This window comes from Pelatocladus sp. BLCC-F211 (assembly GCF_041928655.1).
Lineage (GTDB): Bacteria > Cyanobacteriota > Cyanobacteriia > Cyanobacteriales > Nostocaceae > Pelatocladus.
In genome coordinates, this window is record NZ_JBHFLM010000068.1 from 1 (window position 1) to 22,767 (window position 22,767).

A 22,767-nucleotide genomic window follows, 5' to 3' on the forward strand; every position below is an offset into this window, starting at 1 on the left:
GGCGTTTTACCAATTGAGGTTGTTTGTTGAGTACAAAGCGTCGATTGCTGGTGTACCAGTGGTGTTTGTCCCACCCGCATATACCAGTCAGACTTGCTCTAGGTGTGGACATGTTCACCCCATTAAAGGCAAATCTTATCGTTCTGGTAAATCGTTTAAGTGTGGACATTGTGGTTTTGAGCATGACGCTGATATTAATGCTGCTTTAAATATCGCAGCTTTGGGGTTGTCCGTAATCCAGCCCAAAAGTCCGGGGATTAGTTGTCAGTTGAAAGGACAGTTAAATCTGTTTCCCACTAACTACTTTGATCTGGGCTGAAGCCCATCGGCTTTTAGCCGTGGGTTGCTTACACTACTAAATTCTCTGATTTTAGATTTCTCGCCCTGGATTCAACTTAAAATCTAGACTCTCCCACCCAAACCGACAATGACAGAGCTTACTCCTAATTCTAGTTTTAGTTTGACACTCCGCCTGGAGATTCCCAACCGGATTGGAATGTTAGCTAGTGTTACTCAGGCGATCGCCACCACTGGTGGTAATCTTGGTCAAATTGATTTAATCGAACAAACTAGAGCTGTTTCTATTCGCGATCTCACCGTTGATGCTGCTAGCACGGAACACGCCGAAGCAATTGTGCAAGCAGTCAAGGTTTTACCAGATATTAAATTACTGAATGTTTATGACCGCACTTTTAATCTACATCGGGGCGGCAAAATTAGTATTACCAGTAGAATTAGTCTCAAAAGCGTTTCTGACTTAGCAATGGCGTACACGCCGGGAGTTGGACGTATTTGTACAGCGATCGCTCAAAACCCAGAAGAAGTTTACAAATTAACTATTAAACAAAATACCGTAGCAATTGTTACCGATGGCAGCGCTGTTCTGGGTCTAGGAAATCTAGGTCCAGGGGCTGCTTTACCAGTCATGGAAGGCAAAGCAATGCTATTCAAAGAATTTGCTGGCATCGATGCTTTCCCTATCTGTTTGGCTACCCAAGATACAGATGAAATTGTCCGTACCGTGAAAAATATTGCGCCTGTATTTGGTGGTGTCAATTTAGAAGATATTGCTGCACCTCGTTGTTTTGAAATTGAACAAAGACTGCGGCGAGAGTTGGATATTCCTGTTTTTCACGACGATCAACATGGTACAGCGATCGTCACCTTGGCAGCACTGTTTAATTCTCTCAAGTTAGTGCATAAGTCAATCGAGCAAATTCGCATTGTGATTAACGGTGCTGGTGCAGCCGGAATTGCGATCGCTCGTTTATTGCAAAAAGCCGGGGCTGATAAAATTTGGATGTGTGACTCTAAAGGAATTCTTTCCACCAGCCGCACCGATTTAACACAAGAAAAGCAGGAATTTGCTGTCAAAGCACAGGGTACTCTGGCGGGTGCAATGCAAGCAGCAGATGTATTTATTGGTGTGAGCGCACCGGGAGTAGTGACACCGGAAATGGTGCGTTCGATGGCGAAAGATCCGATTGTGTTTGCTATGGCAAATCCCATTCCCGAAATTCAGCCAGAATTAGTTAGTAATGAAGTGGCTGTTATGGCTACCGGGCGTAGTGACTACCCCAATCAAATCAATAATGTTTTGGCTTTTCCGGGAGTATTTCGCGGTGCATTAGATTGTCGAGCCGAAACGATCACCACTTCCATGTATTTAGAAGCAGCATTTGCGATCGCTTCTTTAGTTAAAGCATCAGATTTGGACAAGGAACATATCATTCCTTCTGTATTTGATGAGCGCGTCGCCACTACTGTTGCAGCTGCGGTGCAACGTGCTGCACGCCAGGACGGTATCGCTCGCAATTAACTAATTTCGCGTAATTCCCCACGGCTCTATAGCCTGGGGATGGATAGCGAGGCAATGACGAAACCATTTCCGACCAATGCCGACACGAGTCACGATAGAGATGGTAATGCAGCGATGAATATTAGAGCAGAAGGTATCAGAATGCTGTCCTCCTCTGGGACGGGGGAGGCTAACGCCAACGGAGAGGATGTAAGACCAATTCCCGGACGCAAATCCAAGATGAGGCAATCTTCTGTGATGTTGGAAGCCCCACCCTCTAGCTCTGCGCTTAGTGGGGTAGTTCACTAATTATACTTCCCACAGTCATTGTACCCCACCCCCAACCCCGCGGTTTTAGCGTTAGACAAAACCGGGGTGGGGTTCTTTGGGAAATAAGTAATCAAGCGAACCTGATATCACCGTGTCCCCGCGTCTTCCTCATCCCGTTACTTATAAACTGCTACCGAATCTTGCGCCTCGCGGTACAATCCCTTGGCAATACGGAACATTTCTTGACCTGTGTGCAAATAACTCTCGTCGTAATTCAAGGGAAAATATTCCAATTCATCTAGCCCATCACTAATTTGATTGAGGCAGTAATAAAGATGAGCCGCTACTCTTGCTAAACTAGGGGGATTAGGTAGGGAACGGAAAGAAATTTGTGCCTGTTTCAGGTCTTCTCGACAATTTTCTAAGTATTCCTGAAAATCTTCTAAAAGCTCATCATCAAAAGGGTCAGCTGATAATTTTTCAATTTGTGTTTTCAAAGAATAAAGAATGACATACGCTAGGCGACTACTCGGTTGATAAACCTGACGCAGCCATTCTTCAATCTGATCATCAATGTCTCTTCCAGTTTGTCTTTTGGTTTGATATTGTTGCCCAGTAGCAGTACTACGCTGTTGTCTGCTACTGGGTTGCTGTTTCAGTTTGTGATAAATTCGTCGATCATAACTTTGGCGATTGTCAGCATCACCCAAGACTTCATATGCTGCATTAATACGGATGATTTGCTCGTTATCCGTCGTTTCTTGATTACTATCAGGATGATATTGTTTGACCAAGCGGCGGTAGGCTTGCTTAATCTCTGCTTGGCTAGCGTTAGGACTTACTTTAAGAGTTTCGTAGTGGTTATTATTTACCATTGTAGAGAACATCCTGAAAGCCCCGTCACTACATAGCGCGGGGATGAAAGGTAGGTGAAAACTTGAGCTTACCTGCCTTCAAGATTTTAACAGTTTCGCCAAGTTCTCATTTAACTGTTGCCGACTCTGGCTTCTACCAAGTCTTGAAACAATGGTGTACTTAGATACCTTTCCCCAAAACTGGGCTGAATCATCACAATTAAGCGTCCCTCGTTTTCTGGACGCTGGGCGACACGAATTGCAGCACACAAAGCCGCACCACTAGAAATGCCAGAGAGTAACCCTTCTTCTCTAGCTAAACGCCGTCCATAGGCGATCGCTTCGTCATCACTGACAGTAATAATTTCGTCAATTAAATTTACCTTTAGTACTTGAGGAACAAATCCTGCACCAATTCCCTGGATTTTGTGCGCTCCGGGTTTTCCTCCTGATAAAACTGGACTGTTGCTAGGTTCAACTGCGATCGCTTGCAAGCTTGGTTTGCGCGCTTTTATCACCTCTGCTACACCCGTAATCGTACCACCAGTACCGATTCCGGCTATAACTATGTCTACTTTCCCTTCAGTATCTTCCCAAATTTCTTCTGCTGTTGTTGCTCGGTGAATTTGCGGATTTGCAGGGTTACGAAATTGCTGCAACATGTACGCATTGGGCAGCTTATCAACAATCTCTTGTGCTTGCCGAATCGCGCCACTCATACCTTCAATTCCTGGTGTGAGTTCAAGTTCTGCACCGTAAGCCCGCAACATCGCCCGTCGTTCAGCACTCATTGTTTCTGGCATTGTTAAAATCAATCGATAACCTTTAGCTGCTGCTACCATTGCTAAAGCTATCCCCGTATTGCCAGAAGTGGGTTCTACTAATACAGTCTTACCAGGAGTAATCAATCCTTCCTCTTCAGCAGCATTAATCATGCTGATCCCAATTCGGTCTTTCACCGATGCGGCTGGATTCATACTTTCCAACTTCACAACAATCTCGGCTACACAGCCTTCTGCTTGAGGAATACGGTTGAGCTGTACTAAAGGTGTACGTCCGATGAGTTCTGTGATATTACGAGCAATTCGCATTGGTTGATTTGTCCTCGGTCATTCGATTTTAGATTTTGGATTTTGGATTGACAGATTTTTCTGGGGTTTGTACCATCAAATAATTTCTGTCTATGGTCAATTGTCATTAGTAATTAGCACAAAGTAAATGACTAATGACTAATGACAAAGGACAAATGACTAAATGTAATACATAATATTCAACTGCCGTCGTGAATCGCGTTTTTCACAGAGATCGGCAAGTGTGTATTTATGTAAAACTGAGTTTGCTGCCTGCCGCGCTTCTTGCCAAATTTCTTCTACAACAGCGCCATCTACAGTTTTGGGCTTATCTTCTTCATGGCTATGCACCTTATCTAAGCCTTCTACACATCCCAAAACTTCAAAAAGCGTGATTTTCCAAGGTTCTCGCGCCAACAAGTAACCACCTTTTGATCCTCGTTGGCTCTTGATTAGACCCCCACGCCTCAAGATAGCTAGCAATTGTTCTAGATAGCGGTCAGGTATATTTTGTTGTGCTGCAATTTGACGAATTTGCAGCGGTTCTCCACTTTGATAACGAATTGCTAATTCTAACAAAGCAAGAATTGCGTATTCTGATTTACACGATAGTTCCACAGCTAAGAATGTGAAAGAAATGATCCCTTTACTTTTTTAGTATACTCCGGTTCTCCACTGGGGTTTGTTATTTTTATAATTAAAAACATAAAAAACCCCGCTTTTGGGCGGGGAAAACATTTTTGCTGTTGTTGATTGTTTATTGATTAGTGGAAAAACCACCAATCAACTAGCAACTACTAACAAACAACTAAATTAGAATGTGAAGGTTGTTCTGAGTGTACCGATGATCGCGTCATCATTATTGCTATCTTGACCAGGAGAAGTCACCCAGATCACACCAGGAGTGATGGAGATATTGTCGCTGACTTGATATTTGTAGAAGCCTTCAAAGTGGTATGGTACATCACCATCATCCACACCTGCGACTCTATTGAGAGAATAGGGTTCAGCACCAGCCAAAATACCCAACACGTTACCTTTCTTACCAAGGTCTGGGAAGGCTACTCCTAAAGCGTAGCTCCAAGCTTCAAAGTCATCACCGGTGCCGCCACCAGTGACATCATGGTAAGAAATGAAGCCACTTACCGAGAATCTATCGCTGGGTCTAAAGGCTGCTGATAAGCCGTAGGAATTACTGGAAGATCCGTCTGTAGTACTCAAGGTATTGGCTTGAGCAGTACCTACTACAGAGCTATTTACAGAACCGGCATCAAACAAAGAACTGCCTGCACCGTGATAGCCGTGAACGTAAGTTGCGGCTAATGCCAAGCGATCGCCTAAATTAAAGTTCAGTTGTCCTAGAGCGGCATAGTTACCGTCGAATATACCTGAACCGCCAGTGGGATTACTAGCTTCAGATCCCAAGTAACCGACTGTGACTGAAGTTGGTAGAAGGAAAGTACGCTTGTTGCCAAAGCCGAAGTTTACTGCTGCACCAGCGCCACCACCAATACGGAAAATGGGGTTTTCGGAAGCAAAGGTAGACAATGCACCATTACCACCGTCATAGTCTTCAAAGTAAGGGTTAACGGTAGCAGCAACGTCACTCCAAATACCACCAGTCGCAGCAACATAAACTCTGGCATTATCACCCACTGGGAAGTAGTACGCCAACCAGTCTATATCGACGTCGTTGTTACCTGTATTACCAATGTTAAAGGTTTGCAGACCTTCAGCACCACCATTACCACCGATATCTAATCTGTCAGCATTACCAGCAGCAAGACGGGTGTGTAACAAGTCTCTACCAGTGAAACTGGTTTGCAGGTCTAAACGAACCCTATCTTGGAAGACGGTGTTGTTGTTATCGTTGTCACCAAAAGAATCAGTCAGAGCAAAGATTGCTTCACCAACTAACTTGGTTGTGGTTGAGAACTGGTTAGCTTCCAACTCAGCTGTACGTGCTTCTAATGCATCCACACGACCGCGTAGGGTTGCTAGTTCTGCGGAAAATTCTTCTTGTAAGCGCTGTAAGGTCGCCAAATCTTCTTTAGTTACCAAATCAGCTGTAGCTGTAGCGATTAATTCATTGACCCGATCCAAACAAGCGTTCAAACCTGCGGCAAATTCATAGCGGGTCATGGGACGGTTCCCGCGATAGGTGCCGTTGGGATAACCTGCAATACAGCCATAGCGCTCAACCAAGGACTGAAGTGCTTGGAATGCCCAGTCAGTTGGTTGGACGTCGGAGAACTGAGAAACCGATGTTACCTGCGATTGGGAATTAGCAACTTTTCCTTCGCTACCGTATTGGTTAACTTGGTCTAGGACGTTAACTTCTGTTTGCTGTACTTGAGCTAGCTGTGGTATCTGTGTTTGTTGTTGTACCTGAGCTAAGATATCTGACTGCTCGGTTGTTTGCGTTTGTACAACAGAAGCAGAATTATTTTGTTGTTGATTTGTAGATAAATCTGCTTTGACTACTTCAGGAGTAGCGCTGTTGGGGGCTGCGATCGCAGTTGTTGAAACCAGCAGTGCGGCTCCTAAAACTGCTGGACTTACCACTAATGATTTCCACAAGATATTAGACATTTTCCTGTTCTCCTCACACCTCGTTCTAAACATTTAATTTGCTGCAACTATTGCCAAATATGCAACTTCTCGTTGAAACCTGTGGATGAGGCATACTGCCCCAAAGACAATTTTAGTTTTTGCCAAGCTAAACAGTAAATTAAATTCTCTATAGATAACTTTATGTGATTAACCTATGCAAAAACATATCTTTATAGCTTGTCATTATAAAACATCTGAGTCAGAAGACAATACGTGAGAGTTCGCATATACAACTGTCACATTTGCCTCGCTTTTTCTGGAAATTTCAAGCATGATTTGTCATTTCTCTCATCTGAGCGATCGCCTCCTACAAAACCATACTCAGAATCTACTCGTTGTGATTTCTCATTTGCTCTACTAAGAGTTATTACTTAACTTATTTGAGAAATTTCCTTGGCTAATTCAAAATCTTTCTGCGTTAAACCACCTGCATCATGAGTCGTCAGTGTGATTCTAACTTTGTTATAGGAAATCTCTATATCTGGATGATGCCCTGCTGACTCGGCGGGTTCAACAAGTTTATTTACAAACTCCATTGCCTGTAAAAAATCTTTAAACTGACGCTGACACTGTAATTTCGACCGCTCTACTGTCCAGCCTGAGAGGTTGCTTGCCAAATCTTGAGCTTCTGCCTCTGTAAGTAATTGTGCCATATCATCATCCCAATTTGATTAGTTAGTGATATTTTGCATTTGATGAGGCTGATAACAGTAACTACTGCTTTAACTTTTGTGCTTTTACCAAGTCATAAATTTTAGTTTACTATGACTTAGCAAGATGAAAAATAGTAGGTATTAGCTAAGTTAACTGTTGACTTTTTAGTTACCTCTGCTAAAAGTTAGATGCTTTTTACTTTATTTATATGAAGTATTTAGCTTTACTTCACTCTATAACTTAAGACGCAGTTCATTGCGTACGGTTCCCATGATTTGATACACATTTATAGTTTTTTATAATTATTTTAAATTTAAGCTTAGGTAAAACTTATACTTCAATATACTTACCGTAAACTAGGAGAAGTTCTAGTTTACTCCCTGTTTACGTTAGGCTTGGGGTCGGGTAAGAAAGATTTGCTCTAGATGTCTAATGTACTCAAGATCAAACTGGCTGATCTTCTGCGACAATGTTTAGGCACTGAATCTAGATATACATAGTTATATATAAAAACTATCCGCTCTTACTTTAGATCGGGTGATCTAGGTAAGAGCGGTCTAGTTGGGTCTTCAGGTTGCAACCTAACTGCCGGATGGAACTCCAAATCAGCTTTGCTGCTTGAGGTAAACTAGTCTCTCAATTAAGACTAAAGCTGGCTTTTAGAGAACAGCCCCGGCACACAGCCGGCTTACTGCAACCTGATGACCCATGCGTTTACTACTATCTGTCATGGGCATCACCTCCTTGTTGCCTAAGCGGTCGTACTTTCAAAAAGGCAGAGCTTGTAGCTCTGGGTTGTATACAACTATATATACAATATAGCACAAGATTTAATCATTGCTGCGATTAAAGATGTTTTTTGTCACCCAGAAGGAAATTGCGAACGAGGAAAAAGCTGGAAATCGATTTAGCATCTATGGGTTCACCTTCTAGAATCGCTTTCTCCAATTCTTCTGGAGTTAGTAAAACTGTTTCGATATCCTCGTCTTCTTCTTGTGCTGGTGGTGTTTCGAGTTTTTCTAAATCTTGAGCCAAATAAGCGTAAATAATTTCATCAGAATACCCTGGAGCAATAAAAAATTCTCCTAATGTTTGCCACTTATGAGCACGATAGCCTGTTTCTTCTTCTATTTCCCGCTTCACTGTATCCAAAGGGTCTTCATTTATTTCCACAGTTCCCGCCGGAAATTCTAACAACCTTCCCCCAATTGCAAAACGATACTGACGTACGAGAACGAGTTTACCCTCTGGCGTTATAGGTACAGCCAAAGCACCTCCAGGGTGACGAATGCATTCCCATTCTCCTTCTGATTTGTTAGGCAAACGTAGGCGATTGACCTCAAAATTAAACTTACGTCCTCTGTAGAACAGACATTGTTTTAGTAGCTGGGGTAATTCTCTACCTAATGGCATAATTAAAGTCTTTGAGTCTAAGAATCACTAGAAAAAGGATTTATGGGTTTTAAGGTTTGACTTATCCCCACTAATCTTCTCTTAGTGTAATATCATACATTCGTGAGTAAATGTACTTCAGAACAGTCTATGTCTTTACTCAATTCCAGAATTGAGCATCCGGAAACCGGGTCTACCCAATTTGGGGCGATTTCTGCTAACGGTACTAAGACAAAAGCACGTTCCCGCATTCTAGGATGGGGAATTTGGAGTTTTGACGTTTTCAAAATTAAGTCATCATATAACAACACATCCAAATCCAATGTGCGAGAACCCCAACGCTCTTTCCGGACACGTCCAAATTTTGTTTCTATTTCTAGCAAACTTGCCAATAATAAATATGGTGAAATTTTCACCTGGAGAATTACACAACCATTCAAATAATCTGGTTGTGGTGGTCCTATAGCTTTAGTTTGGTACCAACTGGATCTCGCTTCTAAAATAATACCTGGTATTTGCACCAAATTTTCTATAGCCGTTTCTAAAATTGTGTAGGAATCTCCAAGATTACTACCTAGAGCAACTGCAACACGCTTCCAGTCATTTGTATTGGGCATTGTTTATTGTCTCTGCCTGGGGTTTGCTGTGTGCAAATATTTTCAACGCTTTTGCAACTCCAAATATTACTGAATATAAGGTATAAAATTCTGCAAATTTATTTATATTAATTTCAAAAAAATTTATTTGTTATATAGTGAATTAAGCTAATAATTTATTAGGATACTGTACAAACACAAACGTTGTGTACCAATGTGAAAATTTGATGGTGGTTAGGTTGGAACTACTGGAAGTGAGGAGCTGACGTGGCGAAGTTTACCTCCTGGTTTAAAGAAAGAACAACAAAATCGAGTGAACCTCAAACAGAAAAATCTGGATCACCAGCAGGTGATCCCCAAGAAGATGAGGAATCCACAAATGAACAAAACCATGACGAGAACCGACCACTAACAAAACTACAGCAAGCCAAGCAAGTATTAACTCAAGTAGTTGCCAAGCTTCCTGGTAGTCACAAACCCCTATACCGTCGTTATTGGTTTTGGGCTGGCTTGGGTGTAAGCGGCGGGGTCGCTGCTATTTGTTATGGAGTGTGGTCAATAGACCAAACATTACCAAATAAAAATGAATTAAGTGCTGTTGTCAGAGAGCAAACACTAACCATCAAAGCTGCTGATGGAACGATTTTGCAACAGCAGGGAGAAGCAACTAGAGAACAGCTTAAACTAGAGGAAATCCCAGATAAACTCAAAAAAGCTTTTCTAGCCTCAGAAGATAGAAGATTTTATCAACACGGCGGTATTGATGCTCAAGGAATTGTCAGAGCAGTTTTAAATAATTTGCGATCGCAAAACGTCGTAGAAGGTGGTAGCAGCATCACGCAACAGCTATCACGAATTCTCTTTCTCAAACAAGAACGGACAATCTGGCGTAAGCTCAAAGAAGCTCGTTTAGCACAAAAAATCGAAGACCAATTATCTAAAGACCAAATTTTAGAACGTTATCTGAATCTAGTGTATTTGGGTTCAGGAGCCTACGGTGTTGCGGATGCGGCGTCTGTGTACTTTAGTAAACCAGTACATGAACTCACCTTGGGCGAAATGGCAACAATTGCAGCTTTACCCCCCGCTCCAAACCGTTTTTCACCCCAAGTGAATCTAGCATCTGCCCAACAGCGAAGAAATTTAGTTTTAGAGCGGATGCATGAAGACGGGTACATTACGACAATTGAAAGAGATATCGCGATCGCTGAAAAATTAGCCGTTAGACCCAGTCCGCCCAAACGCTGGCAAATAGAAGCACCATACTTTATTAGTTATATCCAGAAAGAATTACCGAAATATGTTTCGCCAGAGGTTTTGAATGCAGGTGGTTTGACGGTGGAAACATCCCTCAACCTGTCTTGGCAAAAATCAGCAGAAGAAGCTGTTGATAAAACTTTACGTAACCAAGGTAGTTGGGAAAACTTTAAACAAGCTGCTTTAGTGGCGATCGATCCCCGGACTGGCGTTATTAAAGCCATGGTCGGGGGAAAAGACTTTGGTAAAAACCAGTTTAATCGAGTTACGCAGGCAAAAAGGCAGCCAGGATCGACTTTTAAGGGATTTGTGTATGCAACAGCTATTGCGACTGGAAAGAATCCATATGATGGTTATGAAGATTCACCCTTAATTGTGGACGGCTACGAGCCGAAAAACTTTAGTGAGAGTTTTCATGGTTGGATGAATATGAGAGATGCCCTCACTAAGTCAATAAATATTATTGCGGTGAAGGTGTTGATGAATATCGGATTTGATCCGACAATTAAACTTGCCCATGACATGGGAATTCAATCGGAACTCAAGCCTGTGTATTCTCTAGCTCTTGGCTCCAACGAAGTTAACTTATTAGAATTAACCAGTGCTTACGGTTCCTTTGCCACTCAGGGATTACACGTAGAACCCCACGGCATCACCCGGATTCTCAACCGCCAAGGTAAGGTGATCTGGAGAGACAATTATCAGCCCAAACGAGCCTTAGATACAGAAAGTGCCGCGATTATGACCTGGATGTTGCGTAATGTGGTCAATGAAGGTACTGGTGGTGCTGCCCAACTCAATGATAGACCTGTTGCAGGTAAAACTGGTACTACCGATGAAGCTAGGGATTTGTGGTTTATTGGCTTTATACCCCAGTTGGTAACAGGTGTGTGGTTGGGTAACGACGATAATAAGCCAACTGGAGGTGGTAGCAGTACAGCTGCTTATACCTGGCATGAATTCATGGAAAAAGCAACAGCAGGAATGCCGGTGGAAAAATTTCCCGAACGACCTAAACTAGAAGGTCGCAAAGGTACTATCAAAGCCCAACCGATCAAAGCTAAACGAATTATTAATCCTCCTGCACCTTCTAATGATGGAAATTCTGATGGGGGAAATCAACAGACAAATTCTGATGATAGCGATCGCCGCTCATCTCGCCGAAGAAGATACAGAAGAAATTACGAACAGCAGCAAGAACAAACCCCAAGACGACGCAGACGCCGTTACCGAGAACAGCAAGCTACTGACGACTCTAGTTCCCAAAGAAGTTATCGGCGTCGGTATAACAGTTCCGAATCAGTTGCAAATAATGAATCTTCGTCATCTCAACTACGACGACGATATAGACAATATTCAAATTCTTCTGCGTCTGTAACTCCTCGATTACGGCCCACGTCATCTGCTAGCAATTCTTCTAGTCCTACACCCACATCTTCTTGGCGAGAAAGACTCAAGCCAAATTCCTCACAATGAGATGGGGATCGCGGGGATCGGGGATCGGGGGACGAAGAGGACAAGGAGGACAACAGAAGGGAGATGAGTCGAAAAACAATTGACGATTGACGATTAACAAACAACCATTACTAATCTCCTCCTTTCCCTCTGACTTGTGATGGATGTGGATGGTATGCTCTTTTTATAAGTTTTTAAGTAGTGTTACTTATTTTAGGAGATTATACTCATGAATTTATTGATGCAAACAGCAGCACAAGCAGCTAACGAACCTCATTTTCCTTTTGCTTTCACTGCGGTATATGTAGTAGGCTTTATTGCTGCTGTTACTATTGGTTCAATTGCTTGGTATAACTCCAAGCGTCCTGTGGGCTGGGAAGATAAAAATCGTCCTGACTTTGTCCCCAAGGTTGACAAAGATGAAACCCCTGGTGTGTGAGTAAATAGTCAATGGTCAATGGTCAATGGTCAATCGTTAATAGTAAAAAAACACTTGACAATGGACTTTTGACTATGATTAATTTTGAATTTCAACCCAACGACGGTAAAGCTTTTGAATTTGTTTGAGAAGGGCATTTAATCCGGCTTGGGTTGATTGCTCTTGGTTAGATAATTGTTGTAATTTCGTCAGCAGTTTTGCTTCTTCTATTGCTACTTCATCATCAGTGTAAATTAAACCACTGATAGCTTGAATCAAGTTTTGGCAATCTTCCATACTCGGATGCTCACCCAGATATTCTTTTACCCAGTCGTAGCATTCGATTGGCTTAACAGGAACTAACTCGTATAATAAAGGCTTAATATCTGGATCGCTAGCTACTCCCTTCTGTTGGGCTATTTGATGGAGATATTGCCTTTCTTCCGGTTGGATTCTGCCATCTATCCAAGCTGCCCCAATTAGAATTTTAACTAAGTTTTTTACATTACTGGAGTTCACTGACATCACAGCCTCCTATAGTTCACACTGCCCTCTTTGAAATCTTACAACTGCTAACAGTATTCACCCTGAATCATTGGTTTTTCTTAAACGAACCATGAAAAATCCATCCATATCATGTTGATGGGGTAATACTTTCAGCCAGCCCTGTGACGTGGAATACCTAGAAAAACATATATTCTGGCTCGAATTCTCTATTTTCCAATCTGGATTTTCTGCTAAGAATGACTCTATTACGGCTTCATTTTCGGCTGGATGCAACGTACAGGTAGCATAAACTAACACTCCCTCTGGCTTGACAAAAGTACTTGTGTGTGTAATTAGTTCTTTTTGTAGTAGTGAAAGTTCTTGTACAGATTCTGGTGTTTGTCGCCAACGTGCATCAGCATGACGATGTAGAGTCCCCAAACCAGAACAAGGTGCATCTAATAAGACACTATTAGCAGAGTTGCGAAATTGAGGTAAATTACGGCTATCACCAACGCAAATCTCTATAGATTTGAGATTAAGTCTTTGAATGTTTTGTTTGAGTTTCCGCATTCGAGAAGGAGTGCGATCGCACGCCCAAATTTTTCCCGTATCCTGCATTAACTCAGCAATATGAGTAGTTTTACCACCAGGCGCAGCACATACATCAATCACTACTTCTTTTGGCTGGGGATCAAGGAAATGACCAACCAATTGAGCGCTACTATCTTGGATAGTCCACCAACCCTCACTGAAACCAGGGAGATTTTGAATTTGACCTGGATGACTTAACAATCTTAAAGCTTGTGGTAGGTGGGGAAGACGTTGACAGGAAACACCAACTTCTTGCAATGCTGTTTCTACTGTTTCTAAATCAGCCCGGAGTGGATTCACCCGCAAATCAATTGTTGGGGTTTGGTTCATCCACATACACAGTTTCTCTGTTTCGGTAACACCAAATTGATCTACCCAAACTTGAATAATCCAGTCAGGGAAACTGTGTAAAATACCCAAACGTTCTACAGGGTTTTCTGGTAGCTGTAAAAAAGACGTGGTGAAGGGATGAGTGGGAGATGCGGAGAGTATTTCATCAGTATTCTCCGCGTCCCCATGTCCCCCATGTCCCCCACCTCCCCCACCTCCCCGCTCCGCTTCCTCTACCAGGCGAATAAATTGGCGCAATAGACCATTTACAAAACCAGCCAGCCCAACAAAACCGTTTTCCTTGGCTAATTGCACGGTAGTATTAACAGCAGCACTAGGAGGAATTCTTTCTTGATACAGCAACTGATATAAACCCAGATGTAGAATTATGCGGAGGTCTTTGGGTTGCTGATCAGACTTCTTTGTGGCCAGTTGATTAATGATGGCATCAAGAGTACGCTGTCTTCTGGTGCAGCCATAGACCAATTCTGTGACTAGACGGCGATCCCTGAGTCTCTTTACACCAATTTCGCCATCTGTTATATCTGTTTTGGGCAATACTCGGTCTAATGCTACATCAGCATAAGCTCCCTTGTGGACTTCTCGCAATGCCACAAAAGCTAGTTGGCGGGGTGAAATATTTTGGTTTTTGGATTTTTGATGTTGCAATGTAATTTCGATTCTCTTATACCAATTATTAGCTTTTAAAATAATTAAATTCTTCTAAATTAATTTTTATCTCTATACCTATAGTCAAAAGGGTCAATCGATTTTGGATTTTAGATTACTCTGTCGAGAAGCCGCACTTCGTGCGTCTATGGATTTTGGATTGATCCACAGATAAATCTGCTTGCTCTGTACCCTGCTCGGAATAATTGGTCAGAGATTAACGCTTTAACCTTATCCTTACCCGTTCTTCTTTTATCTTGGTTTTTTGATTTTTTGCTACAACTGTGACTGGCACTTTATCACGAATTCTAAACATTAAGTTTTTGTTTCAAGCACTTTTATTCTATTATTGTTTTTTTGTGAATTTGTCATCAAGACATGTAGAAGATTTTATTTGGGGTGCTTGATCTGATTGTTTTCTCTACTCTTGTAGTTGGATTTACTGCTTTAATTAGTAAATTATTTAACCTAAATTGTCAATAAATCCTAAACTCACACACTAGTATGAAGATAAATTATGAGAATTTTTCTGTTCTTCATCGAAAAAAAATTAATATTAACAATAGCAACAAGCTATCCTAAAGCTATATAACGCTTTGGAGTATTTTTACTCACTGAAAACCACATAGAGCGTAGGACACCTTGACTAAATGATATCAGGGAGCATCAAGAGTCGATTTGGAAAAAGTGTACTATGTAGCAATTTTTCATTTTTTACTCCATTTTTCTTTTTTGTTAACTAAATCCGTTAAGAGTTATCAGGATTAAAAGGTCAGTAGGCATCAATGTCTTATTATTTTTTTGATACAGAAAATCAGCGTTACAAATCCTTTGAGTTACCAGGGGCAAAACCACACTATAACCCTGATCGCCCTGGACAGGTTGAACATATTTTTCTAGACCTGAATTTAGATATTCCTAACCAAAGCGTTCAAGGTCAGTGCAATATTAGTTTGTTACCTATCCGTAATGGTATTGACCGCTTGATATTAGATGCTGTTAACTTGAATATTGAATCAGTCTTGGTGGATGAAGTTAGCCAGAAGTTTGATTACGACGGTCAAAAATTGTCGCTTCAACTGCATTCACCAACTATTGCTAATAAACGAATTGCGATCGCGATCGCCTATTCTGTCCAAAAGCCCCAAAGAGGGATCTACTTCATCCACCCAGAAAAACATTACCCCCACAAACCTACTCAAGTTTGGACACAGGGTGAAGATGAAGATTCACGCTTCTGGTTTCCTTGCTTCGACTACCCAGGACAATTGTCTACTTCCGAAATTCGTGTCCGTGTTCCCAAACCCCTAATTGCGATTTCCAACGGTGAACTCATTGCTACAGAAGAAGATGGCGATGATAAAATATACCACTGGTCGCAACAACAAATCCATCCCACCTACTTGATGACATTAGCTGTAGGTGATTTTGCGGAAATTCGCGATGAGTGGAATGGTAAACCTGTTACCTACTACGTGGAAAAAGGACGGGAAGCAGACGCTAAACGGAGTATGGGCAAAACTCCGCGCATGATGGAGTTTTTGAGCGAAAAATATGGCTATGCTTACGCCTACCCCAAATATGCTCAAGTCTGCGTTGATGATTTTATCTTTGGTGGTATGGAAAACACTTCCACCACATTGTTAACAGACAGATGTTTACTGGATGCTAAAGCCGCATTAGATAATCGCAACACAGAAAGTTTAGTAGTCCACGAACTGGCGCACCAATGGTTTGGTGACTTGGTTGTGATCAAGCACTGGTCTCATGCTTGGGTAAAAGAAGGTATGGCTTCTTACTCTGAGGTAATGTGGACAGAACATGAGTATGGTGCAGATGAAGCAGCCTATTACCGCTTAGGAGAAGCCCGCAGTTATCTAGCAGAAGATAGTGGCCGCTATCGCCGCCCGATGGTAACACACGTTTACCGAGAAGCTATCGAGCTTTATGATCGCCATATTTATGAAAAAGGGTCTTGTGTTTATCACATGATTCGTACGGAATTGGGCGACGAAATGTTTTGGCAAGCGATGCAGACATTTGTCCAGGATAATGCCCATAAAACCGTAGAAACAATAGATTTGTTGCGGGCGATCGAAAAGGCGAGTGGGCGTAATATTTTATTCTTGTTTGATCAGTATGTTTACAGGGGCGGGCATCCTGATTTTAAAGTAGCTTACTCCTGGGATGGTGATGCTAACTTAGCGAAAATCACGGTGACTCAAACTCAAGCAGCATCAGATAGTAATGGCAGTAAGAGTAACTTATTTGACCTAAGAGTTCCGATTGGTTTTGGGTATGCCGAAAATGGTGCGCCTGCTGAGTTAAAAATTTTCAAAGTACGGGTTCACGAACGCGAACAAACTTTCTATTTTCCACTGCAAGAGAAACCCTTGTTTGTCAGCTTTGATGTTGGCAATAATTTCTTGAAAACAGTTTCCTTGGAGTACCCAGTCCCAGAATTAAAAGCACAGTTAGAATTTGATCCCCATCCGACTTCACGCATTTACGCAGCTGAAGCCTTGGCGAAAAAAGGAGGATTGGAAGTCCTCAAGGCACTAGAAACAGCACTGCAAAAAGATCCGTTCTGGGGTGTGCGCCAAGAAGTAGCTGCTCAATTAGCAGAAATTAAGTTAGATCAAGCTTTTGATGCTCTAGTGCTAGGGTTAAAAGATGAAAATTCAAACGTGCGTAAAGCTGTAGTAGAAGCATTAGCAAAAATTAAAACCCACGCCAGTTATAAGGCTGTCAAAGAAGTAGTTGAGCATGGAGATACTAGCTACTATGTAGAAGCAGCCGCATCCCGTGCCGTTGGAACAATTGCAGCTGCTAGTTTGGAAGAAAAACCCAAAGAAGAAAAAGTTTTGAAACTGCTGAAAACAGTTTTAGAAGAAAAAGCTGGTTGGAATGAAGTGGTACGTAGTGGGGCGATCGCTGGTTTAGCCAAACTCAAAACTTCCGAAGCAGCCTTAAATCTAATTTTGGAATACACTAAAGCTGGTGTTCCTCAGCCTTTGCGTTTGAACGCAATTCGGGCATTAGGTACAGTCTCTGTTGGTCAAACTCCTGCTAACGTAGAACGAATCTTAGACCATTTAGCAGAACTTGCGAAAGAAAGATTCTTTTTAACTCAAGTAGCAGTCCTGACAGCCTTGGGAAATATGGAAACTCCCAAAGCCATTGCTATCTTGCAATCCCTTGGCGAGCAAACAGCAGACGGACGAGTACGCCGCTATGCTGAAGAAGAAATTGCCAAAGTGCAAAAAAGTATTGGTACAGACACCGCAGTCAAACAACTACGCGAGGAACTTGATCAGCTCAAACAACAAAACCAAGAACTCAGAAGTCGTCTGGAAAATTTAGAAGCGAAGGCGAAGTAGGGATCGGGGATCGGGTAAAGGGGATCGGGGACAAGGAGGACAAGGAGGACAAGGAGGACAAGGGAGAATAATTTAACTAGTCTCTTCCCAATGTCCGATCCCTTATCCCCGATCCCTATTACAACAATTCTGTAAATCGGGGATCGCTTTGCAAGGTTTTGAGGATTTGTTTGATTTCTTGAGTACGGTCTTTTTTGACCACAAGAGTCACATTGCGATCGCGTACAATTACGACATCTTCTAGACCAATCGTGACGATCACATCATCAGTATTGCTAGCATAAACAATAGCACCCTGTGTATCTAACCCTACGTGAGTACATAGTTCCACATTTGGGTTATCTGCTGTTTTTAATAAACGTTCGATCGCATTCCAATCACCTAAATCATCCCAGCCAAAATCCACTGGTAAGACATGTGTCAAATTCGTTTTTTCCATGAGAGCATAGTCTATACTCTTCTTAGGTAACTGGGGATAGATATCAGGACCGTGCTGTATCAACGGTTCGATAATTTCTGGAGCGTGGATTTGTAGTTCCTTAAGAACAACACCCGCCCGAAATATAAACATCCCGCTATTCCAGCTAAAACGTCCCGTCGCTAGAAAATTTTCTGCCGTTTGGCAGTCAGGCTTTTCAGTAAAGCGGTTAACATGATAAGCTGGCAAGTCATTAAAGCAACCAATCTGTTCGCCTTGTTCTATGTAACCGTAGCCAGTTGATGGAAAGGTGGGCTTGATCCCCAGTGTGACAATTGCTGCTGTGTTTGTTGCTAGTTCAATTGCTGCATTTATTGTGCTTGCAAAAGATTCCTGGTTAGCAATCCAGTGGTCAGCAGGGAAAAAGCCGATAATAGCGTCATCCCCGTAACGCTTTTTGATTTCCAAGCTTGTCCAAGCGACTGCGGCGGCTGTGTCCCTTCCCTGAGATTCGACTAGCAAGTTATTCGATGGCAGTTCAGGCAGTTGTTCTTTAACTCCTTGAGCGATTTGACTAGAAGTAATTACCAATAAGCGATCCCAACCGCCTGCTAGTGGTAGCAGTCGATCAGCCGTTGCTTGTAGGAGACTTCTAGAGCTACCATCTAGGTTTAAAAATTGTTTGGGTCGATTTTGGCGACTGAGGGGCCAAAAACGCTCACCTTTACCACCAGCAAGAATTACTGGGAACAATGCTTGAGTCATGTTGTCATAGAGACTTACTTAATAACACTACTAAGTGTACTGTGGTGTTCGTCACTGGCAAGATTTGTTGCTTCGATTAACATTAGGTTTAGGGAGTGGATGAGTGGGGAGATAGTTTGTGGTTAAACAAGTAGCACAGATCAAAAATCAGGGTAAATCTCAACAAAGACAAAAATCAACTGATGAGGTAAACCCACAGCAAAAAACAAATACATCATCTGAGTTTGTAGAATCTGTCGGTTCCATACCCAGCCAACTTTATCAGAGGTTGGGTTTGGCAATGCCTCGGTGGCTATTTTGGTTTTTGACAATAGTTGTAGGGTTCACACTCTCAGGGTTATTAGTATCGACTTTAGCGCTTTGGACTCCGCTCTGGAGCGATATAGATCGAACAGATGAAGAATTGGGGATGGGCGGGCCAGACGCAGAAAAAACACCATTACCAGGGGAGATTTGGAGCAACATTTCTCAATACAAGCTCACACGCCCAATGAATATTCTGATCATGGGCATCGAACCAGTCCGGGGTAGCGTTGATGGTTCACCAGAAAGTTATGCTGCGAGCAGCGATACGATGTTGTTGGTGAGGCTAAACCCAGAAAATAATACCATACGGGTGCTGTCGATTCCTAGAGATACTATGATTGCGATCCCAGAATCAAAGGGATTGACTAAAGTATCCCAAGCTAACGCCCAAGGGGGTCCGGTGTTGGCGGCGCGGGTTGTGAGTCGTACTCTCAGTAATGCACCGATTGATCGCTACATCCGTATCTCTACTACTGGGTTACGGCAGTTGGTGGATCAGTTAGGTGGAGTAGAGGTATTTGTTCCTAAACCGATGGAATACAAAGACTCTGCTGCGAAGTTTTCTATTAATTTAGTCAGTGGCTGGCAAACTCTCAACGGTGAACAGGCTGAACAATTTGTGCGTTATCGCGATAATAATTTGGGGGATCTCAACAGAATACAGCGACAGCAAGCATTGTTGATGGGTTTACGCGAACGCCTGTTTAGTCCGACAGTTTTACCCAGATTGCCACAGTTAGTTCACATTATGGGTAAGTACTTTGACACCAACCTGAAAGTTGAAGAGATGATGGCACTAGTTAACTTCTCTTTGAACATGGAGCGGGATAATTTTCAGATGACTCTGCTACCAGGTATTTTTAGTCGTTTAAGTGCAGATCCTGATAGTTATTGGTTGAATCTAACTGGAAAAGTTGACTTGCTCAATAATTATACTGGAGTCAGTATCGGTGGTCTAAAACCAGATACGCGATCGCTACCTAGCCTCAAAATTGCGATTCAAAATGCTTCTAATCAACCTCAGCTAACTGGCAAGGTGATCAATTCTCTCAAAAGCAAAGGCTTTAAAAAAGTTTATGCTATCTCAGATTGGCCTGACGGGCATAGTGAAACTAAGATTATTGTCCAAAAAGGTAATCGCCAAGCCGCAGAACAACTGCAAAAAATCTTGGGTTTGGGAACAATTGAAGTCTCAGCAACCGGTGACTTAGAATCTGATCTCACTATTAGAATTGGGGAAGATTGGAAGTAGTCATTTGTCATTTGTCATTTGTAAACAACAGATTACTAGTGACAAAGGACAATTTTATGAGAAATAGTTTGCTGCGCTTTTTAGGGTTGATGTTGATTTTGGCTCTTGCTTTTTTATGGATCATGCTAGATGCTAAACCAGCGATCGCTCGTTAAATAAAATTCATAGTCGTTCGTTAGTGGTTATTTGTAACTGGATCTAGCAAATAACCACTATTTTTTTTGAGAACGTAGACGCTTTAGCGGCTTGCCGCAGGCTAACACAAAGAATACAAAGAATATACTGGTTTTCCCACAAATAACTAAGGACTAAGGACAAATGACTAATAACAAATGACAAAATCTCAGATTTCCGGTTAAATGTTCAAGGATAAGGCTATCTGTATAATTGTCGGGTACTGTGTGTGACGGAAGAACAAAAAGTTTCTCGTTCTCTTGCTGGAATTGCTGGTATTATTGCCGCCGCGACTTTAATTAGTAAAGTATTTGGGTTGGTTCGGCAGCAAGTGATTGCAGCTGCTTTTGGTTTGGGACCTGCGGCTGATGCTTTTAATTATGCTTATACGATTCCTGGTTTTCTACTGATTTTGTTAGGGGGAATTAACGGCCCTTTTTACAGTGCTGTTGTCAGTGTTTTAGCTAAACGTAAGAAAGAAGAAGCAGCTCCTCTAGTAGAAACTATTACAACTCTAGTGGGTGGAGTGCTGTTAATCGCATCAATTTTATTGGTGATTTTTGCACCTACTTTTATAGATTTGTTTGCACCTGGTTTAAAAGTACCAGGAAAAGAATTAGTCAGAGCGATCGCCATTAATCAACTTCAAATTATGGCACCAATGGCCGTCTTGGCAGGTCTGATTGGGATCGGTTTTGGCGTTCTCAATGCTGCTAATCAATACTGGCTACCTTCAATTAGTCCTTTATTTTCTAGCGTTACGGTTGTTGTTGGCCTCGGTGTCCTGGCTTGGCAACTTGGTAGTAAAATTAGCACGCCTGCATACGCCATGTTAGGCGGAATGGTGTTAGCTGGGAGTGTTTTGGTAGGTGCGTTTTTGCAGTGGGTAGTACAAGTCATCGCCCAAGCCGAAGCGGGTATGGGTAAATTCCGGTTGCGATTTGATTTTCATCAGCCTGGAGTCAGTGATGTGATGAGAATCATGCTACCAGCTACCTTTTCGTCAGGAATGCTGCAAATTAACCTGTACACAGATTTGTTTTTTGCTTCTTTGATTCCTTTTACAGGGGTTGCTGCTGCTTTATCTAACGCTGGGTTACTTGTACAGACACCTTTGGGAATTATTTCCAATGTGATTTTGGTTCCCCTGTTACCCATGTTTGCCCGACTTGCTGCTCCTGAACATTGGGATGAGCTAAAATTACGTATTCGTCAAGGACTGTTACTTTCTGCTTTTACTATGCTGCCTTTGGGCGCATTAATGATAACTTTAGCTGTGCCAATTGTGCGAGTCGTTTACGAACGCGGTGCTTTTAAAGGTACCGACTCAGAATTGGTAGCCTCTTTGCTGATTGCAAATGGGATCGGGATGTTTGTCTATTTGGGGCGTGATGTCCTAGTACGGGTGTTTTATGCTTTGGGCGACGGTGCAACACCCTTTCGGATCAGCATGATAAATATTTTCCTCAATGCTTTGTTAGATTTTGTTTTAGTTAAATCTTTTGGCGCTCCCGGTTTGGTGTTAGCAACTGTGGGAGTAAATTGCAGTTCTGTGTTGATGCTGTTCTTTTTGCTGAACCGTAGGCTGAATGGCTTACCTTTACGAGAATGGAGTTTACCTATTTTCGGTTTAACTGTTGGTAGTGTTGTCGCTGGTATAGCTAGTTTTGCGACTCTGCAAGTTTTGCAGCGATTTTTAGGTGTAGATGGTTTGTTAATTCAATTATTCCAGTTAACTATATCTGGCTTAGTTGGTTTGGGTGTTTTTGGTGTGATCGCTGCTTGGATGAAATTACCAGAAGTCAATATTTTTGTTTTTCGTCTGCGTCAACGATTTTTGAAGAGATAGGTGTTAACAGGGAACGGGGAACGGGAAAAGAAGACAAGGGAGACAAGGGAGACAAGGGAGACAAGGGAGACAAGGGAGACAAGGGAGACAAGGGAGACAAGGGAGACAAGGGAGACAAGGGAGACAAGGGAGACAAGGGAGACAAGGGAGACAAGGGAGACAAGGGA

18 protein-coding genes are annotated in these 22,767 nt (G+C 42.3%); 8 read left to right on the plus strand and 10 right to left on the minus strand.

The window, feature by feature from the left end; all coding sequences use genetic code 11:
- The 3 genes from ACE1AT_RS08055 to ACE1AT_RS08065 form a co-directional block, all read left to right on the plus strand.
- Positions 1-319: zinc ribbon domain-containing protein (locus ACE1AT_RS08055; RefSeq protein WP_374867067.1), on the plus strand; the 319-nt coding region annotated here is incomplete at its 5' end.
- Between the two features lie 108 nt (positions 320-427).
- Entirely contained in the window at positions 428-1,819 is a 1,392-nt protein-coding gene (locus ACE1AT_RS08060; RefSeq protein ID WP_374867069.1) for a malic enzyme-like NAD(P)-binding protein, read from the plus strand.
- Between the two features lie 54 nt (positions 1,820-1,873).
- Positions 1,874-2,107: a hypothetical protein gene (locus tag ACE1AT_RS08065; RefSeq protein ID WP_374867071.1), complete on the plus strand. Its 234-nt coding sequence runs from the start codon at positions 1,874-1,876 to the stop codon at positions 2,105-2,107.
- A gap of 137 nt (positions 2,108-2,244) precedes the next feature.
- Here ACE1AT_RS08065 and ACE1AT_RS08070 read toward each other — a convergent pair whose 3' ends face one another.
- From ACE1AT_RS08070 to folK, 7 genes are all read right to left on the minus strand, one after another.
- Positions 2,245-2,943, minus strand: a complete 699-nt coding sequence (locus ACE1AT_RS08070; RefSeq protein ID WP_374867073.1) for a J domain-containing protein — start codon at positions 2,941-2,943, stop codon at positions 2,245-2,247.
- 110 nt (positions 2,944-3,053) lie between these two features.
- Positions 3,054-4,013, minus strand: a complete 960-nt coding sequence (gene cysK, locus ACE1AT_RS08075) for a cysteine synthase A (protein ID WP_374867075.1) — start codon at positions 4,011-4,013, stop codon at positions 3,054-3,056.
- 159 nt (positions 4,014-4,172) lie between these two features.
- Positions 4,173-4,610 (minus strand): Rrf2 family transcriptional regulator, encoded by a 438-nt coding sequence (locus tag ACE1AT_RS08080; protein ID WP_096677944.1) that lies wholly within the window; start codon positions 4,608-4,610, stop codon positions 4,173-4,175.
- Between the two features lie 195 nt (positions 4,611-4,805).
- Entirely contained in the window at positions 4,806-6,584 is a 1,779-nt protein-coding gene (locus ACE1AT_RS08085; protein WP_374867077.1) for an iron uptake porin, read from the minus strand.
- A gap of 392 nt (positions 6,585-6,976) precedes the next feature.
- The gene (locus tag ACE1AT_RS08090; protein WP_374867079.1) at positions 6,977-7,258 is read right to left on the minus strand and encodes a 4a-hydroxytetrahydrobiopterin dehydratase; all 282 of its coding nucleotides are present in this window, start codon (positions 7,256-7,258) and stop codon (positions 6,977-6,979) included.
- Between the two features lie 847 nt (positions 7,259-8,105).
- Positions 8,106-8,672, minus strand: coding sequence for an NUDIX hydrolase (locus ACE1AT_RS08095; RefSeq protein ID WP_374867081.1), 567 nt, complete (start codon positions 8,670-8,672; stop codon positions 8,106-8,108).
- Between the two features lie 92 nt (positions 8,673-8,764).
- Positions 8,765-9,268, minus strand: a complete 504-nt coding sequence (gene folK / locus ACE1AT_RS08100; protein ID WP_374867083.1) for a 2-amino-4-hydroxy-6-hydroxymethyldihydropteridine diphosphokinase — start codon at positions 9,266-9,268, stop codon at positions 8,765-8,767.
- Between the two features lie 246 nt (positions 9,269-9,514).
- On the opposite strand from folK, the gene ACE1AT_RS08105 reads away from it, so the two are divergent.
- A complete protein-coding gene (locus ACE1AT_RS08105) occupies positions 9,515-11,980 on the plus strand; it encodes a transglycosylase domain-containing protein (RefSeq protein WP_374867085.1) in 2,466 nt (821 codons plus the stop codon).
- Positions 11,981-12,188: 208 nt separating this feature from the next.
- Complete coding sequence (psb35, locus tag ACE1AT_RS08110; protein WP_016859367.1) at positions 12,189-12,398, plus strand: photosystem II assembly protein Psb35; 210 nt, start codon at positions 12,189-12,191, stop codon at positions 12,396-12,398.
- A gap of 78 nt (positions 12,399-12,476) precedes the next feature.
- Here psb35 and ACE1AT_RS08115 read toward each other — a convergent pair whose 3' ends face one another.
- Together ACE1AT_RS08115 and ACE1AT_RS08120 are read right to left on the minus strand one after the other, a co-directional pair.
- Positions 12,477-12,902 carry a TerB family tellurite resistance protein gene (locus ACE1AT_RS08115; protein ID WP_374867087.1) on the minus strand — a complete coding sequence of 142 codons (426 nt, stop codon included), beginning with the start codon at positions 12,900-12,902 and terminating at the stop codon, positions 12,477-12,479.
- Between the two features lie 57 nt (positions 12,903-12,959).
- On the minus strand, positions 12,960-14,456 hold the full coding sequence (locus ACE1AT_RS08120; protein WP_374867090.1) for a 16S rRNA (cytosine(967)-C(5))-methyltransferase: 1,497 nt from the start codon (positions 14,454-14,456) through the stop codon (positions 12,960-12,962).
- Positions 14,457-15,241: 785 nt separating this feature from the next.
- On the opposite strand from ACE1AT_RS08120, the gene ACE1AT_RS08125 reads away from it, so the two are divergent.
- Entirely contained in the window at positions 15,242-17,836 is a 2,595-nt protein-coding gene (locus tag ACE1AT_RS08125) for a M1 family aminopeptidase (protein WP_374867093.1), read from the plus strand.
- A 118-nt stretch (positions 17,837-17,954) separates the two neighbouring features.
- Here the strand turns inward: ACE1AT_RS08125 and ACE1AT_RS08130 are convergent, their stop codons facing one another.
- Positions 17,955-19,019, minus strand: coding sequence for a mannose-1-phosphate guanylyltransferase (locus ACE1AT_RS08130; protein ID WP_374867096.1), 1,065 nt, complete (start codon positions 19,017-19,019; stop codon positions 17,955-17,957).
- A gap of 118 nt (positions 19,020-19,137) precedes the next feature.
- Between ACE1AT_RS08130 and ACE1AT_RS08135 the strand changes: the two genes are divergently transcribed.
- Together ACE1AT_RS08135 and murJ are read left to right on the plus strand one after the other, a co-directional pair.
- Positions 19,138-20,577: an LCP family protein gene (locus tag ACE1AT_RS08135; RefSeq protein WP_374867099.1), complete on the plus strand. Its 1,440-nt coding sequence runs from the start codon at positions 19,138-19,140 to the stop codon at positions 20,575-20,577.
- Between the two features lie 403 nt (positions 20,578-20,980).
- The gene (gene murJ / locus ACE1AT_RS08140; RefSeq protein ID WP_374867102.1) at positions 20,981-22,600 is read left to right on the plus strand and encodes a murein biosynthesis integral membrane protein MurJ; all 1,620 of its coding nucleotides are present in this window, start codon (positions 20,981-20,983) and stop codon (positions 22,598-22,600) included.
- The last annotated feature ends 167 nt before the right edge of the window (positions 22,601-22,767 follow it).

Coding starts and splice junctions, on each gene's coding strand:
- ACE1AT_RS08065 (WP_374867071.1), top strand. CDS start 1,874: ATGACGAAACCATTTCCGACCAATGCCGACACGAGTCACGATAGAGAT.
- ACE1AT_RS08115 (WP_374867087.1), bottom strand. CDS start 12,902: ATGTCAGTGAACTCCAGTAATGTAAAAAACTTAGTTAAAATTCTAATT.
- ACE1AT_RS08070 (WP_374867073.1), bottom strand. CDS start 2,943: ATGGTAAATAATAACCACTACGAAACTCTTAAAGTAAGTCCTAACGCT.
- ACE1AT_RS08095 (WP_374867081.1), bottom strand. CDS start 8,672: ATGCCATTAGGTAGAGAATTACCCCAGCTACTAAAACAATGTCTGTTC.
- ACE1AT_RS08085 (WP_374867077.1), bottom strand. CDS start 6,584: ATGTCTAATATCTTGTGGAAATCATTAGTGGTAAGTCCAGCAGTTTTA.
- ACE1AT_RS08125 (WP_374867093.1), top strand. CDS start 15,242: ATGTCTTATTATTTTTTTGATACAGAAAATCAGCGTTACAAATCCTTT.
- ACE1AT_RS08060 (WP_374867069.1), top strand. CDS start 428: ATGACAGAGCTTACTCCTAATTCTAGTTTTAGTTTGACACTCCGCCTG.
- ACE1AT_RS08090 (WP_374867079.1), bottom strand. CDS start 7,258: ATGGCACAATTACTTACAGAGGCAGAAGCTCAAGATTTGGCAAGCAAC.
- folK (WP_374867083.1), bottom strand. CDS start 9,268: ATGCCCAATACAAATGACTGGAAGCGTGTTGCAGTTGCTCTAGGTAGT.
- psb35 (WP_016859367.1), top strand. CDS start 12,189: ATGAATTTATTGATGCAAACAGCAGCACAAGCAGCTAACGAACCTCAT.
- cysK (WP_374867075.1), bottom strand. CDS start 4,013: ATGCGAATTGCTCGTAATATCACAGAACTCATCGGACGTACACCTTTA.
- ACE1AT_RS08130 (WP_374867096.1), bottom strand. CDS start 19,019: ATGACTCAAGCATTGTTCCCAGTAATTCTTGCTGGTGGTAAAGGTGAG.